The sequence below is a fragment of the Paludibaculum fermentans genome, from assembly GCF_015277775.1.
In the GTDB taxonomy this organism is placed as follows: domain Bacteria; phylum Acidobacteriota; class Terriglobia; order Bryobacterales; family Bryobacteraceae; genus Paludibaculum; species Paludibaculum fermentans.
Map to the genome: position 1 here is coordinate 9272597 of NZ_CP063849.1, position 16962 is coordinate 9289558.

General features: G+C 62.9%; 15 protein-coding genes. 10 read left to right on the forward strand and 5 right to left on the reverse strand.

All coding sequences use genetic code 11. The features are described 5' to 3' along the window. Positions 1-36: 36 nt before the first annotated feature. From IRI77_RS36790 to IRI77_RS36800, 3 genes are read left to right on the forward strand one after another with little or no spacing between them, the layout of a single operon-like run. The gene (locus tag IRI77_RS36790; RefSeq protein ID WP_194449898.1) at positions 37-2184 is read left to right on the forward strand and encodes an AMP-binding protein; all 2148 of its coding nucleotides are present in this window, start codon (positions 37-39) and stop codon (positions 2182-2184) included. After that, positions 2165-3490: an MFS transporter gene (locus tag IRI77_RS36795; RefSeq protein WP_228486511.1), complete on the forward strand. Its 1326-nt coding sequence runs from the start codon at positions 2165-2167 to the stop codon at positions 3488-3490. The genes IRI77_RS36790 and IRI77_RS36795 overlap by 20 nt, the downstream gene beginning before the upstream one ends. A gap of 13 nt (positions 3491-3503) precedes the next feature. Then, positions 3504-3998, forward strand: coding sequence for a GNAT family N-acetyltransferase (locus IRI77_RS36800; protein ID WP_194449899.1), 495 nt, complete (start codon positions 3504-3506; stop codon positions 3996-3998). Here IRI77_RS36800 and IRI77_RS36805 read toward each other — a convergent pair. Next, positions 3995-5851, reverse strand: a complete 1857-nt coding sequence (locus IRI77_RS36805; protein WP_228486512.1) for an ABC transporter ATP-binding protein — start codon at positions 5849-5851, stop codon at positions 3995-3997. The two genes, IRI77_RS36800 and IRI77_RS36805, sit on opposite strands and share 4 nt — an antisense overlap. 69 nt (positions 5852-5920) lie before the next feature. Here IRI77_RS36805 and IRI77_RS36810 point away from each other — a divergent pair, with 69 nt between their 5' ends. Continuing rightward, positions 5921-6661: a glycosyltransferase family 2 protein gene (locus IRI77_RS36810; protein WP_194449900.1), complete on the forward strand. Its 741-nt coding sequence runs from the start codon at positions 5921-5923 to the stop codon at positions 6659-6661. A 13-nt stretch (positions 6662-6674) separates the two neighbouring features. Further along, entirely contained in the window at positions 6675-7556 is an 882-nt protein-coding gene (gene truB / locus IRI77_RS36815) for a tRNA pseudouridine(55) synthase TruB (protein ID WP_194449901.1), read from the forward strand. Here the strand turns inward: truB and glmU are convergent. The 3 genes from glmU to IRI77_RS36830 are packed head-to-tail and all read right to left on the reverse strand — an operon-like array spanning position 7553 to position 10614. Then, the gene (gene glmU / locus IRI77_RS36820; RefSeq protein WP_194449902.1) at positions 7553-8935 is read right to left on the reverse strand and encodes a bifunctional UDP-N-acetylglucosamine diphosphorylase/glucosamine-1-phosphate N-acetyltransferase GlmU; all 1383 of its coding nucleotides are present in this window, start codon (positions 8933-8935) and stop codon (positions 7553-7555) included. The genes truB and glmU overlap by 4 nt on opposite strands. 40 nt (positions 8936-8975) lie before the next feature. After that, a complete protein-coding gene (locus tag IRI77_RS36825) occupies positions 8976-10055 on the reverse strand; it encodes a gluconeogenesis factor YvcK family protein (protein ID WP_228486513.1) in 1080 nt (359 codons plus the stop codon). A gap of 4 nt (positions 10056-10059) precedes the next feature. Next, entirely contained in the window at positions 10060-10614 is a 555-nt protein-coding gene (locus IRI77_RS36830; protein WP_194449904.1) for a hypothetical protein, read from the reverse strand. Between the two features lie 415 nt (positions 10615-11029). Here IRI77_RS36830 and IRI77_RS36835 point away from each other — a divergent pair, with 415 nt between their 5' ends. Next, positions 11030-12139 carry an excinuclease ABC subunit UvrC gene (locus tag IRI77_RS36835; RefSeq protein WP_194449905.1) on the forward strand — a complete coding sequence of 370 codons (1110 nt, stop codon included), beginning with the start codon at positions 11030-11032 and terminating at the stop codon, positions 12137-12139. Here the strand turns inward: IRI77_RS36835 and IRI77_RS36840 are convergent. Continuing rightward, positions 12090-12587: a PEP-CTERM sorting domain-containing protein gene (locus tag IRI77_RS36840; RefSeq protein WP_194449906.1), complete on the reverse strand. Its 498-nt coding sequence runs from the start codon at positions 12585-12587 to the stop codon at positions 12090-12092. The genes IRI77_RS36835 and IRI77_RS36840 overlap by 50 nt on opposite strands. A gap of 107 nt (positions 12588-12694) precedes the next feature. Here IRI77_RS36840 and IRI77_RS36845 point away from each other — a divergent pair, with 107 nt between their 5' ends. The 4 genes from IRI77_RS36845 to IRI77_RS36860 are packed head-to-tail and all read left to right on the forward strand — an operon-like array spanning position 12695 to position 16958. Beyond that, positions 12695-13651, forward strand: coding sequence for a cytochrome P460 family protein (locus IRI77_RS36845; protein ID WP_194449907.1), 957 nt, complete (start codon positions 12695-12697; stop codon positions 13649-13651). A gap of 52 nt (positions 13652-13703) precedes the next feature. After that, positions 13704-15134, forward strand: coding sequence for a metalloprotease TldD (gene tldD / locus IRI77_RS36850; RefSeq protein WP_194449908.1), 1431 nt, complete (start codon positions 13704-13706; stop codon positions 15132-15134). Then, a complete protein-coding gene (locus tag IRI77_RS36855; RefSeq protein ID WP_194449909.1) occupies positions 15131-16486 on the forward strand; it encodes a TldD/PmbA family protein in 1356 nt (451 codons plus the stop codon). The genes tldD and IRI77_RS36855 overlap by 4 nt, the downstream gene beginning before the upstream one ends. Next, positions 16476-16958: an FxLYD domain-containing protein gene (locus tag IRI77_RS36860; protein ID WP_194449910.1), complete on the forward strand. Its 483-nt coding sequence runs from the start codon at positions 16476-16478 to the stop codon at positions 16956-16958. The genes IRI77_RS36855 and IRI77_RS36860 overlap by 11 nt, the downstream gene beginning before the upstream one ends. The last annotated feature ends 4 nt before the right edge of the window (positions 16959-16962 follow it).

The following is a 16962-nucleotide window of genomic DNA, read 5'->3' on the forward strand; positions in this document are numbered from 1 at the left end:
ACGCCTCTAAATGGCATTGTTCCTGGATCCTGACCCATGCTTAAACTTCTGATTCGCGGTCTCTTGCGCCTGCTGTATCGCATTGAGGTCCACGGCGCGCTGCCGCAGCCCGCCAAGACCCTGATCGTCGGCAATCACCAGTCGTTTCTCGACGCTCCCATCATGTGGAGTATCCTGCCCGATGACACCCTGTGGGTCGTGCACTCCCAGGTCATGAAACAGCTGATTTTCCGGCTGCTTGTTCGGGTCACCGATCACATCGTCATCGATACGACCAACCCCTTTGCCCTGAAGTCCACCGTCGACGTCATCGAGGCCGGACGCAAAGTCATCATCTTCCCCGAGGGCCGCGTCACCGTCACCGGCTCCCTCATGAAGATCTATGATGGACCCGCGTTCATCGCCGCCAAGACCGGCGCCACCGTCGCGCCCTTCATTCTTGACGGGGCCGTCCGCGCCAAGGGCTTCAGCCGCATGGAGGGCGACTACCCGCTCGCGTGGTTCCCCAAGATCAAAGTCACCTTCTTTCCGGGGGAAGTCATCCCGATGCCCGAGGCGCCTTCCGGCAAACTCCGGCGCCGCAAGGCCGGTGAGGCGATGCAACGATTGCTGCAGCGCTGCCTGGCGCTCTCCAAGCCGAAGCGTACACTGCACGAAGCGTTCCTGGAAGCCATCGAACTCCACGGCCGCGGCCGGCGTATGGTGGAAGACGCCGGCGGAGCCGACTTAACCTACAGCGGCGTTCTCAAAGGGTCGCTGGCCCTCGGCCGGCTGGTCTCCAAAATCACCGCCGAGAATGAAGTCGTCGGCGTGCTGATGCCCAATGCGGCCGCCACCCTCTGCCTGGCGCTGGGCCTCTTCGGCGTCCGGCGTATTCCCGCCATGCTGAACTTCACGGCGGGCGTCGACGGCATGCAGAGCGCCCTGCGCGCGGCCAAGGTCAAGACAATCCTCACCTCGCGCCAGTTCCTGGAAAAGGGCAAACTCACTGCTGTCGTCGAGAAACTCCAGGGGATCAACGTGGTCTTCCTGGAAGACCTGCGCGCGAAGCTCACGCTCGGCGACAAACTCTGGCTGATCTTCTACGCCCTGCCGTTCCCGCGTGCCGCAACGAAGACCAGCCAGCCGGATGAGCCCGCTGTCGTCCTCTTCACCTCCGGATCCGAAGGCAAGCCCAAAGGGGTGGTCCTCAGCCACTGGGCGATCCTCTCCGACATCGAACAGGTCTTCAGCATCATCGATGTCTCGCGCGCCGACAAGATTCTCTCGGCCATGCCGGTGTTCCATAGCTTCGGCCTGACCGCCGGCTTCATGCTGCCGATCGTGAGCGGGTTGCGGCTGTTCCTGTATCCCTCCCCGCTGCACTACAGCATCGTGCCCGAACTCTTCTACGACCGTGACGCCACGGTCATGTTCGCGACACCCACCTTCCTGAAACACTACGCCAAGCGAGCCCATCCTTACGACTTCCGCAAAGTGAAGATGCTGCTGGGCGGGGCGGAGAAGCTCACCGACGAGATCCGCAACACCTACATGGACAAGTTCGGCGTGCGCGTCCTGGAAGGCTACGGAGCTACGGAGTGCGCGCCCGTCATCGCCGTGAACACCGCCATGCGCTACAAGGCCGGAACCGTCGGCGAGATCCTTCCCCTGATGGAGTGGAAGCTCGAGAAGGTGCCTGGCATCGAAGAGGGCGGGCTACTGCACGTAAAAGGTCCGAACGTCATGCTGGGTTACTGGCGGGAGTCGAACCCGTGCGTGCTGGAGCCGCCGGAGTCTGTGTTCGGCCCGGGCTGGTATCCCACGGGCGATCTGGCCGTGGTCGATAGCGACGGGTTCCTCCAACTGAGGGGCCGCGTCAAGCGCTTTGCCAAAGTCGCCGGCGAGATGATCTCGCTGGAAGTGGTCGAGAAGATCGCCGAGGCTGCGTCGCCGAAACATATTCATGGCGCAGTCACCCGGCCCGATGCCGGCCGCGGCGAAATGATCGTGCTCTGTACGCAGGACAAAGACCTCAAGCGCGACCAGTTGCAGGCGGCCGCCCGCGAAATGGGCGCACCGGAACTGGCCATTCCGCGCCGCATCGTTTACATCGATAAGATTCCCTTGCTCGGCACGGGCAAGAAGGACTATCCGAAACTGTCGCAACTCGTGGAGGCACAGCTTGAACAGTCCCGAGCCTAAGCTCGAGTACAGCCGCGGCGAACAGCGTGCCTGGTACATGTACGACTTCGCGAACTCCGCGTTCGCCAGCACGGTCGTTACCCTGTTCCTGGGCCCTTATCTCACGGAACTAGCCAAAGCCGCGGCTGATGCCGGCGGCAACGTTCACCCGCTGGGCCTCACGGTGGATGCGCGCAGCTATTGGAGTTACCTGATCTCCCTTTCGGTGTTGACGCAGGTGGTCTTCCTGCCGATGCTGGGGGCAGTTGCGGACTACAGCCCGAACAAGAAACGGCTGCTCGGCGTCTTCGCCTACCTGGGCGCGGCCAGCACGATTGCGATGTTTGCCCTGACCGGCGGCATGTACCTCCTCGGCGGTGTGCTCTTCCTGATCGCCAATCTCGCCTTCGGCTGCTCGGTTGTCATCTACAACAGCTTCCTCAACGATGTAGCTCCAGAGGAGGAACGCGACGGAGTCTCTTCAAAGGGCTGGGGCATCGGGTATCTCGGCGGCGGCATCCTGCTGGCCCTGAACCTTCTGCTCTTCCAGAAGGCCGAATCGTTCGGCATCGACAAGGGCATGGCGGTCCGCATCAGCCTTGGCTCGGCTGGCGCGTGGTGGGCTGTTTTCGGCATGATCCCGATGATCGGGATTCGCAATCGAAAGCCGCAGCGCACGGCCCAGGCGGGTGAGAACGTGCTTGCCAAGGGCTTCCTGCAACTCTTCCAGACGCTCAAGGACATGCGCCACTACCCGCAGACGTTGACGTTCCTGATTGCGTATCTGGTCTACAACGACGCCATCCAGGCCGTCATCACCCTGGCCGGGCAGTACGGTTCCGACTACCTCAAGATTCCGTTGGAGTCGCTAACGATGGCGATCCTGATGGTTCAGTTCGTGGCCTTTGGCGGAGCCATGCTGTTCAACCTGCTGGCGAAGCTGATGACCGCCTATCGCGCCGTCGTCCTTAGCCTCGTCACCTGGACCCTCCTCATGTGCGGCGTCTTCATCGTGAAAACGACCAGCGACTACTTTGTCGCCGCCGCGCTGGTGGCCATCGTGATGGGCGGCAGCCAGGCTTTGAGCCGTTCGCTGTATTCGCTGATGATTCCGCAGGGCAAAGAGGCCGAATACTTCTCGCTGTACGAGATCAGCGACAAGGGTACGAGCTGGCTGGCTCCACTGCTGTTCGGGCTGATGCTGCAGTTTACCGGCAGCTACCAGTGGGCGATCCTTTCGCTCGTCATCTTCTTCCTGATAGGGTTAGTGATTCTGATGAAGGTGGATGTGAAGCGCGCCGCCCTTGAGGCCGGCAACGAAGCATGAAGTTATGCCGTATGTGTTCAGAGTCGCGGAGACAGCGGAGGAGTACGATCAGATCCGCTGTCTGAACCACCGCGTCTTTGCGGAAGAGGTCCGGCAGCACCCGCCGGCCGCGGACGGCCGCCTCATCGACAGCCGCGAAGCCATCAGCCGCTTCTTCGTCGCCCTGGTGGATAACCGCGTGGCGGGCATGGTCTGCACCTGCCCGCGGCGCCCCTTCTCGATGGAGAAGCGCCTGGCCGATCCCTCGATTCTCGACACTCTCCCCGGACCGCTGCTGGAGGCCCGCCTGCTGGCGATCGAGCCCGCCTACCGCAAGCGGATGCTCTTTCTGGGCATGCTTGAGCTGATGGTGGCTACGGCGATCTCTGAGGGCTATGCGACGCTGTTGATCTCCGGGATTACCGAACGCCTGCGGATGTACCAGCGCATGGGCTTCCGTCCGCTCGGGCCGGCCGTCCCCTACGGAGCAGCCTCGTTCACGCCCATGGCCATGGCCCTGCTGCGTTAACGCCGGACTTCCTGGTCCTTGTACTGCAACTGATACAACTTCCAGTAGATGCCGCGCGTGGCCAGCAGTTCCTGATGGCTGCCGGTTTCCCGCAGGTGCCCCTTGTGCATGACCAGGATGCGGTCAGCGCGCTGGATGGTCGACAACCGGTGGGCGATGATGATCGACGTACGGCCCGCCACCATGCGCTCCAGCGCGGCCCGCACCTTCAACTCGGTCTCGGTATCGACGCTCGACGTGGCCTCGTCCAGAATCAGGTAACGCGGGTTGTGCGCCAGCGCCCGGGCGAAGCCGATCAACTGCTTCTGGCCCGTGGAGAGGCCGCTGCCGCGCTCCCGCACCGGGTGGTCGAACTTCTCGGGCAGTTCCTCGATGAAGGGCAACAGGTTCACCTGGTCGGCGGCGAGCGCCAGCGCTTCGTCCGTGACGTGAGTGGAGCCCAGGCGGATGTTCCCCCCAATCGTGCCGGTGAACAGGTGCGGATCCTGCAGGACAACTCCGAAGTGCCGCCGCAGTTCGCGCGGATCGAAAGCACGCAAATCGATGCCGCCCAGCTTGATGGAGCCGCGCTGCACATCGTAGAAGCGCAGCAGCAGGTTCGAGAGCGTGGTCTTGCCGGCGCCGGTGTGGCCCACCACCGCCAGGATCTCGCCGGGCTCGATGCGGAAGCTGACATCCTCCAGAACCCAGTCCTCGCCTTTGTAGGCGAACCAGACATGGTCGAACTCGATAGGTGCGTTCTCGGGGACGGTAACCGGTTTGCCCGGTGCCTCCACCTTGGGCTCTTCGTCCAGCAGGCTGAAAATGCGCTCGCCCGCGGCCAGCGACGCTTGCAGGATGTTGTACTTCTCACTCAGGTCCTGGATGGGCCGGAAGACCCGCATGCCGTACTGGAAGAAGGCGACCAGCACGCCCAGCGACATGACGCCGGCATCCACGTGGAAGCCGCCATAGGCCAGCAGGGAGGCCAGCGCCACCATGGAGAGGAACTCGACCGCCGGATAGAACCAGCCGTAGGCGTTGATGGCTCCTCGGTAGGCCAGCATGTGGTCGCGGTTCACCACGTCGAAATCGGCGGTGGCGCGCGCTTCGCGGTTGAAGAGCTGCAGCACGCTCATGCCGTTGACGTGCTCCTGCAGGAAGGAGTTGATGCGCGCCACGGCCAGGCGAATCTGCCGGTTGCTGGACTGGACAGCGCGCCGGAAAACGATGGTCACCCCGAAGACGAAGGGCATCACCACCAGCATGGTGAGCGTGAGTCCGACGCTCAGGTTGAACATGGCGGCCACGATGAACAGCAGCACCAGGATGTCGCCCAGCAGGGTAACAATGCCTGAGGCGAACAACTCGTTCAGGGCGTCTACGTCGGTGGTGACGCGCGTCACCATGCGGCCCACCGGATTCCGGTCGTAGTAGGCAACGTCCAGCACCTGCAGCCGCGACATCAGCTTTTTGCGGACATCGAACATGGCGCGCTGGCCGGTCCACTGCATGATCAGCTGCTGGCCGAAGTCGAGAATCAGGTTGACGACAATCACCCCAAGGAAAATCAGCGAAAGCTGCAGCAGGCCGGTGCGCGCGTCAGCGGAAAGCCACTTCTCCAGCCAGGGCAGGCTGAGTTGCCCGTTGGGGGCGAGGTAGTGATCCACCGCGATTTTGGTCAGCAGCGGGCTCAAAACCTGTAGAACTGAGCTGATGAGGAGAAATACCAGTGCAATACTGACACTGCGCCAGTATGGGATCATCAGCCGCAGCAGGCGCCGCAGCAGTCCTAAGTCGTACGATCGGCTGGAGACTTCCTCTTCCACTCCTTCCAGTTTAGCGTGGCGGCGGCGGGCGGCAGGCCGATACAATAAAAAGTTGATCTCGCCGAAAATCAGATTCCCTGTCGAATGTTCGGGCGGCTTGTATTTCGGGCGCCGATGGATGAACCGGAGTTGCGCCTGGTGAGCCTCGATTTGACGATTGTCCTGCCCGCCTATAACGAGGAGCTTTCCATTACCCAGGTGGTGGGGCAATGGTGCGCCGTAGCCGCAAAGGCGGGCAATGGACGCGTAATTGTCGTCGACGACGGGTCCAGCGACCGCACGCGGCATATTCTCGACACACTGCTGCAAATCCACCCGGAACTGGTCGTCATTCACCAACAGAATGCCGGCCACGGTGCTGCCATCCAATTGGGGTACCGCCGCGCCCTGGACATGGGCTCGGACTGGATCTTCCAGACCGACAGCGACGGCCAGACCTCGCCCGCCGATTTCGAGACCTTCTGGCGCCATCGCGAGGAGTGCCCCTTCCAGACCGGGGAACGGAACAACCGGCACGACCCCGCTGTGAGGGTCCTGCTCAGCCGCTGGCACGAACGAATTGTCGATTTGCTGTTTGATGTCCCGGTCAGGGATCCGAATGTGCCCTTCCGCCTGATTCGGGCCGATCTGCTCAAGCGCTATCTTGAGCTGATTCCCTCCGGGACTTTCGCCCCCAACGTGCTGATGTCCGTCCTGGCTTCCCGCCAAGGGGTGTTCACCTCACGGACCGTCTCCCATTCCGCCAGAACCGCGGGCCAGACCTCAGTGAAAGGCTGGCGCATGATCCGGATGGGCGTCCGCAGCCTGCGCGAGTATCTTGCCTTCCGGCGCGTTGTCAGGCGCGCCATCCTCTAGAATTGAGTTGCAGATGAATGGTGTGATTGTTGTAGATAAGCCGTGCGGCTGGACTTCGCACGATGTCGTGAACAAAGTGCGGCGCATCGCCGGCACGACCAAGGTGGGCCACCTGGGGACGCTGGATCCCCTCGCCACGGGCGTGTTGCCCCTGTTGCTCAACAGGGCCACGCGGCTGGCACAGTATTTCACGTTGAACGAGAAGACCTACGAAGGGACGATCCGCTTCGGTTTCTCCACCGACAGCTACGATGCCGACGGCGAACCCACGTCGCCCCAGGTTGAGCCTGTCCTGACGCCAGAATCGGTGGAGCGGTCGCTGGCCCCGTTTCGCGGCACGTTCCAACAGACACCGCCGGTTGTTTCGGCGAAGAAGATCAACGGCCGCCCGGCGCACGAACTGGCACGCAAGAAGATTGCCGTGGAGATGAAACCCGTCGAAGTGACGGTGCTGGCGCTGGATGTTCTGGCCATTGAGGGCGCCACCGTGAAAGTGCGGGTGCACTGCACGGCCGGCACTTACATCCGCTCCATCGCGCACGATGCCGGCGTCCTGCTGGGCTGTGGAGCCCACCTGCAGAGCCTGCGGCGCACGCAATCGGGCCTGTTCGACGCCAGCCAGGCGCGCACCCTGGAGCAACTGTCCGCGCTGGCCTCCGAAAATCGCCTGGGCGAGGCACTGATCCCTTCGGGCGAACTGCTGCCCGAGTTTCCGTCCGAGCCCATCGATCAGTTGACCGAGACGCAGATCCGCCAGGGCCGCGATTTCCGCGTCTCGCCCTTCCGCGACCGCGGCGACTGCCGCTATGTGAAGGCTCTGAACCGCGAAGGCGAGCTGGTCGCGATCGGCGAGATCGTGATGCCGAACCTCTACCACCCCGCGCTGGTGCTTTAGCTCTTCTTCTCGCGGCGCGCCTTCGCCCAACCTTCTTTGTTTTCCTGGCGGCCGCGGCCGATGCCGAGCGCATCCTGCGGCACTTGCTTGGTAATTACGCTGCCGGCCGCAACATAGCTGCCCGCTCCGATCTCAACCGGCGCCACGAGGGTAGAATTGCTGCCCACGAACGCGCCATCGCCGATCAGCGTCGGGCTCTTCTTCTGCCCGTCGTAGTTGCAGGTGATGGTGCCGGCGCCAATATTCACCTTGCTGCCGATGGTGGAGTCGCCGAGATAGGCCAGGTGCATCGCTTTCGAACCCGCCCCCAGCCGCGTCTTCTTCAGTTCCACGAAGTTGCCGACATGCGCACCGTCCTCGACCACGGCGCCCATGCGCATCCGGGCGTAAGGCCCCACCTGCACGCCCATGCCCAGGGTCGAATCCTGAATGGACGAGTAGGGGAAAACCGCCGCGCCTTCGCCGATCTGCGCGTTTTCCAGAATCGACATGGCGCCGATCTGGCACTGCGAGGCGATCTTTGTACTGCCCAGCAACTGCGCGAACGAGCCGATGATGGTGTCCTGGCCGATCTCCACGGAATGGTCGATCGTGACGGTTTCCGGACGCTCAATCGTCACGCCGGAGAGCATCAGTTCACGCACCTTGCGGTTGCGGAACAGGCGGTCGACCTCCGCCAGTTCGACCCGCGTGTTGATGCCCAGAATTTCGCTGGGATCCTCGATCACCAGCGGGACCGTCGCCTTGCCGGAGGCGCGCAGCAGTTCCACCAGGTCCGTCAGGTAGATTTCGCCCGAGGCGGGATTCGGCTCCACGCGCGCGAGGTGCGGCCACAGATCAGCCGCTTCAAAGCAGTAGATGCCTGAGTTGATCTCAGTCACCCGCTTCTCGTCCGCTGTGGCGGCCTTCTCCTCGACGATGGCGCGCACGTTGCCGTCCGCGTCGCGCAGGATCCGGCCGTAACCCGTCGGGTTCTCAAGATTCGTCGTGATCACCGTGGCCGACTGGCCGCCGGCGTCATGCGCCGCAATCAGGCGCTGCAGCGTGGCCGGCGAGAGCAGCGGACAATCGCCATACAGCACCACGAGCCGGCCCTGGTCCAGGCCCGGCAGTCCGGCGCAGACACGCAGCGCGTGGCCGGTGCCTTTCTGCTCAGTCTGTACCTGGAACTGCACCCCGAAGTGGGCCACTTCCTGCCGCACGGCGTCGGCCTGGTGGCCGATGACGGCGGTGATGCGGTCCGCCTCGGCGATGGTCCGCGCAGAGCGGATGACATGCTCCAGCAGGCAGGCCCCCCCGGCGCGGTGCAGCACCTTGGCCAGATTCGATTTCATACGCGTGCCAAGGCCCGCGGCGAGGATGACGACGGAGACAGACATAGTCGGTTCTACTAATTGTAAATGCCCGGCGGCTGCCGGTTCAGCGCGGCTTCTCTCTCTCCAGGATCCGGCGGCGGCCCTTCTTGGCGAGTTCCACCGCTGCGTGCGCAATGCGATCCGGATCGTGACGCGCTTTCTCGCCTGCCTTCAGCAGGGGGAGCCCGACCACGTCGACCCCCAGCGCCTTCAGCCGGTCGAAATCGTTGGCCACCTGCATGGCGCGCTGGCGGGCGTAGCGAACCAGCAGGGTGTCGCTGATGGGATCTGTGTTGACCACCGCGCAATCCACCAGGCGGCGCCCGGCGTGGCGATGGATCGCTGCTACGTGGTCCGCCGCACTCATGCCCGTCGTTTCACCCGGCTGCCACATCAAATTGACGAAACAGGCCTTCAAGGCCGGCGAATTCCGGATGGCGGCGGGAATCCGCTCCACCAGCAGGTTCGGCACCACGCTTGTAAACAGGCTGCCGGGGCCCATCGTGATCAAATCCGCGCGGCGGATCGCCTGCAGTGTCTCCGACATTGGCTTCGCATCGGCCGGCCTCAGTTCAATCGTCTGGATGGGTGATTCACTGCGGCTGATGCGCGTTTCTCCGTCCAGCACCTTTCCGTTTTCCAGATGCGCCCGGATGGTCACGTTGCCGGCCGTGGAAGGGTAGATCTGCCCGGCAATCGCCAGGACCTCTGAACTCAGGCGGACCGCCTTCGAGAAGTCACCCGTAATCTGCGTGAGGACGGCCAGGAACAGATTGCCGAAGCTGTGCCCTTTTAAACCGCGGCCGCTGTCGAAGCGGTAGCTGAACAGTTTGGTGAGCAGCGCTTCGTCTTCCGACAACGCCACCATGCAGTTGCGGATGTCGCCTGGCGGCAGGATGTCGAACTCGCGCCGCAAACGGCCGGAACTGCCGCCATCGTCCGTCACCGTGACGACTGCCGTGATCTCCACCGGCGGGCTCAACTGTTGCCCCACGTGCGGCGTGTAGCGCTTCAGGCCCTTCAGCAGTGTCGAGAGGCCCGTGCCCCCGCCGATGGCCACGATGCGCAACGGATCGCTGCGGCGGCTGGGATAGTCTTCGGCAGGCTGTTTGCGCGCGGAACTCGTTGAGCGTTTGGAGGGCACGGCACTACTCGGCCGGCTGCGGATCTGCGGCCAATACCTCTCGAATCTGCGGATGCTGCAAAAGCGGCTGGAAGTCCGCATCGGTCCGCGCGATGCTGCGCAGCCCGCGGTCTGCCTGGATGGCCTTGCGCAAATGCCGCGCCGCCGAGTCGATCGCCCCGGTCATGCCCTCGACAATCACCAGGGCGTAGAGATGGAGCGACTCCGAACCCGCGTCCACCGCCGTTTCCAGGTGTTTGCGGGCGTCGACATACTTGCCGGCGTTCATCAGGCCTACGGCGAAGTTGTAATGATCTTCGGCTGTCCTCAATTGCGGCGCTTCCCGTTCGATGCGCTGCTGGCACATCCGCTTGTACATCTGCGCCGATTCATTCACCGCAATGGAGGGGCCCTGGGACGCTTGCTCGAAAACATCGGCGGCTGCGCGGTAGTCGCCCGATGTGAAGCTCTTCATCGCCTGGGCGAAGAGTTCGGTCTGGGATTTGGCCGTCATCCCGTCGCTCTCTGCGCCTTCTCCGCTGGTCGTGTTTGCTTCATTTGGTTTCGCTGACTTCTTCATGACGCCTGGGACGTGGGGCTCTTGTCCAGCCGACTGGGCCGGAGCGCTCATCCTCTCTACCTAACAAATCCGGGCAGGCCCGCGCAAGTTCATACACCTATACAACTAAGCCGACTGATTGGCCTCTTCGTTCTCATCCTGACTGCGGAGAAGCTCCAGGTCCTCGGCTTCGAAGACCCTGCCGCAATCACTGCAACGAACATAATCGACCCCATCCTGGCGGGCAATCAATTCAGTACGATCGTGGTTACAGAACATCCCCATAGCGAGAAATATCACTATATTCTAGACGCGTTTGTCGACTTGTCAACACCCGGTCCATTCCACAGCTACAATCGGGAAAGTGACCGACACGCGCCACTCTCCGCTCCGCCGGCTCCTTTCCCCCTCCACTCTGCCCGCTGAGGTGTCCTGATTGGGCGCTACGATCCTCGACCCGCCCTTTGACCTGGACGCCGTGCCCGACCGGCCGGCTGTCTTCCTCATCCATCCGCGGGAAGGAAATCCTTACCTTGCCCGCACGGCACTATTGCGGCGCCGGCTCAAGCGTTTGCTGCTGCCCAAGGCCGGTCTGTCGCGCCTCTTGAACCTCAGCGAAGTGGCAACCCGTGTCGAGTACCACCTGACCGCTTCGCGGCTTGGTTCCAGCCTGACCTATTACGAACTGGCCCGCCAGCACTTTCCGGACAACTATCCGCAGATGATCAAGCTGCGGCTGGCTCCGTTCGTCAAGGTCCTTCTGGGGAACGCCTATCCGCGCACCACCATCACCACGCGCCTGAGTGTTTCACAGGCCTTCCAGTATGGTCCGTTCCGCAGCCGGGTGACGGCCGAACGGTTTGAGCAGGAGTTGCTCGACCTGTTCCAGGTGCGGCGCTGCCAGGACGATCTCAAGGTGTCGACCGATCATCCCGGCTGCATCTATGGCGAAATGATGCGCTGCCTGCGCCCGTGCCAGGATGTCGTGGGGCCGGAAGAGTACCGCTCGGAAGTGGATCGTCTTGTGCACTTCCTGCAGACCAGCGGCCAGAGCCTGCTGGAGCCTGTCGCCCGGGCGCGCGACCGCTTCAGCGAGGAACTGGACTTTGAACAGGCGCAGCGTCAGCATCAGCGCTATCACCGCATCGAACAGGTGCTGAAACTGCGCGACGATTTAGTCGACGATGTCGATCGCGTGTGCGGCGCTGCCGTGGCGCCCAGCGTGGAGCCGGGCTGCGTGGAACTGCTCTTCCTGCTAAAGGGGGTATGGCAGACGCCGGTCGAGTTCAAGGTCGCCGCCACGGGGCGGGATGCGATTCCGTTGGACCGGCGGCTGCGAGAACTGGTCGCCGGCCTGGAAGCGCCGCGCGTGACCATTCGCGAGCGGGCCGAGCATCTATCCCTGCTGTCGCGTTGGTACTACAGCTCGTGGCGCGATGCCGATTGGATCGAGTTCTCCAAGCTGGAGGATCTGCCTTACCGTCGTCTCGTACGGGCTATTTCAAAGACTGCTGCCGCGGTGCAGACCACGTTGTTCGAGTCTTAGCGGCTGCGGCAAGCAACAGGCCCGCGCCCATCAGCAGTATGGTGGCCGGCTCCGGTACGGTGGAGACGCCGCTCGCGGTGTCCTGCAGTCCGATGCGCGCATCCGACACCTGCGCCGAACTGGAGCCACTGCCTGCCACGCCAAATACCGCCGCTCCGCCTGGGTTCTGGGCCAGAAAGAGGTAGGTGCCCGAGAATGGGCCGATGCCGAAGGCGCCCAGCAGGAAGTCAGCTTGACCCCAGTTGAGGGTTCCGCCGCCGGAGATGTCATACACCGCAGTCAACGAAGTCAGCTCCGCCAGGGAAAGGACATTGTCCGAGTTTCCATCCGCGCCGCTACCGTCTATCGTGAGTGGCCCGCCCAGCGTCCAGTTCGCTTCGACAATATGGATCGTGGCGGCACTGGCGTGCGACGCCAGCAGCACAACCATCAACAGAAGTCGCTTCACGAATCCCTCCTCCCGCCTTCCCTGTAGCTTGTCACAAGTTGCTCGCCGGGCGCGCGCAAGGTTGCATTCCCGGCGCGCATCCTCGATTCTGTACATACCCCGACACTATGCGCACCCTGCTGCTTCTCGCCTCCTGTTCCCTCCTCGCCCTGGCCGCGGATCGTCCACAATTCAACGACAAAGGGGAACTGCTGTTTCCCGCCGACTACCGCGAGTGGACCTACCTCTCCTCCGGGCTTGGCATGACCTACGGTCCGGCGGCAGCCCAGGCGCTGGATAGCCCCATGTTCGACAACGTCTTCGTGAATACCCCTTCCTATGCGGCGTTCAAGCAGACGGGCAAATGGCCGGATTCGACCATCTTCGTCCTCGAGATCCGCTACTCGGTCTCGCAGGGCTCCATCAATAAGGGCGGCTTCTATCAGAGCGACGTCGTCGCGATTGAGGCGGCGGTGAAAGACACGGCGCGGTTCGACAAGGGCTGGGGGTACTTCAATTTTGCTGGCGGCCTCCGGCCGTTCCTGACGTCCACCAAGGTGCTGGACCGGAAGGCAAGCTGCTATGGCTGCCACGAGCCGAATGGCGCTGTGGAAAACTCGTTCTCGCAATTCTACCCGACGGCGCTTTCGGTAGCCGAAAAGATGGGCACGGTCCGGGCTTCGTACCAAGCCCCCGCGCCGTCGCCCGTCCGGCTGTTCCATACGATGAACGCGCAGGGCGCGAATGCGGCCGCGATTCTGGACAAAACAAAGGCCGAGAATCCGAATGCGCAGTCGCTGCGCGAGGCCTCGCTGAACGCGATGGGGTACGCGTTCCTACAGCAGGGCGATAAGACGCAGGCCGTAGCCGTAGCGCAGTGGATGGCCGCGGCGTTTCCGAAGTCGGCCAATGCGCAGGATTCACTGTCGGAGATCTACGAAGCGGCCGGGCAGCCGGAACTCGCCTTGAACAGCGCCAAGGGCGCCCTGGCGCTGGTGGACGGCGACACCGCAATCGGGGACGATCTTCGCACGCGAGTGAAGCAGGCTCTCGAAGAGCGCATCGCCCGTCTATCAAAGAAGTAACAAGCTATCATGTTGGGGCTGGACCGCTCGGTTGCCTTGTTACCCTTGAAGCATGAGTTTTTCTGACTCGTTCTTCGCCCGGCGGTTCAATCTGACCCCGCGCGACCTGGAGCGGTGGCTTGGGGAAGCCCTCTCCCGCGGCGGCGACTTCGCCGATCTCTACTTCGAGTACATCGAAAGCACGTCCCTGAGCCTGGACGAGTCGATCATCAAATCGGCCACGCAGGGCGTCACGCTGGGCGTCGGTGTCCGTGTACTCTCAGGAGAAAGAACGGGTTACGCGTATTCGGGCGACCTCACGCCGGAACGGATCCTCAAAGCGGCCCGGACGGCGGCCTGCATTGCGGCGGGTCCGGCATCGATTGTGCGCTCGGGTCTCGACGAGGGCGAGAAGCTCGATCTCTACTCCGTGCCTGTCCCCGCGGCAGAAACCTCGCTGGCTGATCGGGTTGCGCTCATTCTCCGGGCCGACGAGGCCGCACGCTCGGCCGATGCCAAGGTCTTCCAGGTCCAGGCGAGCTTCGCCGACAACATCAAGCACATCCTCATTGCCAGCAGCGACGGATCGCTGGTTTGGGACCGCCAGCCGATGGCGCGGCTGAACGTCTCCGTCCTGGCCAAGGGCGAGGACGGACGCGTCGAGAACGGCTACCAGGGCGGCGGCGGCCGCGTGGGCCTCGACCACTTCACCAGCCAGAACCTGCCCGAGAAGTTTGCCAAGGAAGCTGTACGCCAGGCGCTGGTTTCGCTGGAAGCCGCAGAGGCGCCAGCGGGTGAGACGACAGTCGTCCTAGGGCCAGGTTGGCCGGGCATCCTCCTGCACGAGGCGGTCGGCCATGGACTCGAAGCCGATTTCAACCGCAAGAAGGTCTCCGCCTTCAGCGACAGGATCGGGCAGCAGGTGGCGAGCCCCCTGTGCACCGTGGTGGACGACGGCGCGATGGCGAGCCGGCGCGGATCGCTCAATGTCGACGACGAAGGCACGCCGACACGGCGTAACGTATTGATTGAGAATGGGGTTCTGCGCGGCTACCTGCACGACCGGCTGTCCAGCAAACTGCTGGGCTCGGCCGCGACGGGCAATGGACGGCGCGAGAGCTACCAGCACATCCCGATGCCGCGTATGACGAACACCTACATGCTGGCAGGCGAGAGTGATCCGGACGAAATCATCAAGTCGGTCCCCAAGGGGATCTACTGCGCGACCTTCGGCGGCGGGCAGGTGGACATCACCAGCGGCAACTTCGTATTCTCCGCCACCGAGAGCTATCTTATTGAAAATGGACGCTTGACCCGGCCGGTGCGCGGAGCAACGCTAATCGGGAACGGCCCCGAGGCCCTCAAATGGGTGAGCATGGTGGGCAACGATCTCAAACTCGACGAGGGCGTGGGCATCTGCGGCAAGGAAGGCCAGAGCGTGCCGGTGGGCGTGGGCATTCCCACGGTGAAGATCGACAAAATGACCGTCGGGGGGAACGCATGAGCCCGTCAAACGCCCACGAGGAGATTGCCGCCAGGCTGATCGCCCTGGCTCTGGCACGCGGAGTGACGGCGGCCGAAGCCACGGTCTCGGAAGGTGACGAATTCGAGGCGCAGGTCCGTCTGGGCGAGGTCGAGACCCTCAAAGAGGCGGGCTCCCGGGCCGCCGGCTTGCGTGTGCTCTGCGGGCAGAAGGTGGGTTCGGCCTACTCCTCGGATCTGACTGACGAAGGGCTGCAACGCATCGTGGAATCAGCCACTTCGCTGGCGGCCATCTCCATGGCGGATCCGCATGCCGGCTTGCCTGACCCGGCGGATCTCGGCAAATTGGATGGGGATCTCGGCCTCTACTCCGACTCCATCGCGCAGTTGGAAACGGCCTTCAAGATCGAGCAGGCGCGCGCCGGCGAGCAGGCGGCCATGGCCGTCGATCCGCGCATCGATAACAGTGAAGGTGGCAGCTTCGGTTCCCACACTGGTTGGCGCGCCTTCGCCAACTCGTTGGGTTTCCTCGGGAGTTACCGGACTTCTTCGTGCTCTTTGTCCGTGGTACCCGTGGCCAGCGTGGACGGGCGGCGCGAGCGCGACTACTGGTCGTCGAGCGCGCGGACCTTCGAGAAGCTGGAAAAAGCTGACTACATTGGACGCAAAGCGGCCGAGCGAGTGCTCCGCCGGTTGGGCGCGAAAAAGGCCCCCACGCAGAAGGTGCCGGTGATCTTCGAGCCGCGCGTGGCCCGCTCCTTGGTGGGGCACATCTTCTCGGCGGTGTCCGGCGATGCGGTGTACCGCAAGTCCTCCTTCCTGGCGGGCAAACTGGGCGAGTTGGTAGCGAATCCGCTGGTGACCGTCATCGACGACGGCACACTGCCCGGCCTGTTTGGCACGAGTCCCTTCGACGACGAAGGCGTGGCCTCGCGCCGGACGACGATTGTGGATGCGGGCGTCCTCACCAGCTATCTGCTCAATACCTACACGGCCAGGAAGCTTGGTTTGCGAACCACGGGCAACGCGGCGAGGGGCATTACGGGCAACGCTTCGGTCGGACATGGGAATTTGTTTCTCCAACCGGGCACCCAGAAGCCGGACGCGATAATTCGTGGCGTGAAAAATGGCTTGTATGTGACCGAACTTCTCGGTTCCGGTGTCAATATAGTCAACGGCGATTATTCCCGGGGTGCGGCCGGAGTTTGGATCGAGAATGGTGAGTTGACTTGGCCCGTCCACGAGGTTACGATTTCGGGTAATCTTCGCCGGATGTTCGAGCAGATTGAAGCAGTGGGCGACGATCTGGAGTTCCGCGGTTCAGTCGCCTGCCCCACGCTGCTGGTAGGGGAGATGACGGTCAGTGGTCACTAGTACTCGTAACAGTCAAAAGCTGTCGTTCAACTCGACCCCGCTGGTCATTTTGACCGTCGTGGTCCTGATCGCCGCCATAGGTTTCTACGTTCTCTTCCTGCGGGGTTCGAATCAGTCGTTGCAGCCGACCGCCCTTACCGCCGAAGCGAAGAGCTATGTCCGGAATCTCGCTCTCTCGGATGTCGAGATGAAGGCGAGCGAGAACTACATGAAGACGATGCTTGTCGAGATCGTCGGCAAGATCACCAACAACGGGTCGAGAACGCTCGGGTTGGTGGACATCAACTGTGTCTTCTATGACCCGTACGGTCAATTGGTCCTGCGGGAACGCGTGGCTATCGTCAAGATGTCGGGCAAGGGCCTGAAACCCGGCGAGACCCGCTCGTTCCGGCTTCCGTTTGACAGCATCCCCAGTTCCTGGAATCAGGCGTTGCCGCAGTTAGTCATCGCCCGCATTGAGTTCGCTGAGTAGCCCC

Bases quoted from the DNA above. Each gene is read 5' to 3' on its own strand.
- IRI77_RS36790 (WP_194449898.1), top strand. From the start codon at position 37: ATGCTTAAACTTCTGATTCGCGGTCTCTTGCGCCTGCTGTATCGCATT.
- IRI77_RS36810 (WP_194449900.1), top strand. From the start codon at position 5,921: ATGGATGAACCGGAGTTGCGCCTGGTGAGCCTCGATTTGACGATTGTC.
- truB (WP_194449901.1), top strand. From the start codon at position 6,675: ATGAATGGTGTGATTGTTGTAGATAAGCCGTGCGGCTGGACTTCGCAC.
- glmU (WP_194449902.1), bottom strand. From the start codon at position 8,935: ATGTCTGTCTCCGTCGTCATCCTCGCCGCGGGCCTTGGCACGCGTATG.
- IRI77_RS36830 (WP_194449904.1), bottom strand. From the start codon at position 10,614: ATGAAGAAGTCAGCGAAACCAAATGAAGCAAACACGACCAGCGGAGAA.
- IRI77_RS36845 (WP_194449907.1), top strand. From the start codon at position 12,695: ATGCGCACCCTGCTGCTTCTCGCCTCCTGTTCCCTCCTCGCCCTGGCC.
- tldD (WP_194449908.1), top strand. From the start codon at position 13,704: ATGAGTTTTTCTGACTCGTTCTTCGCCCGGCGGTTCAATCTGACCCCG.
- IRI77_RS36855 (WP_194449909.1), top strand. From the start codon at position 15,131: ATGAGCCCGTCAAACGCCCACGAGGAGATTGCCGCCAGGCTGATCGCC.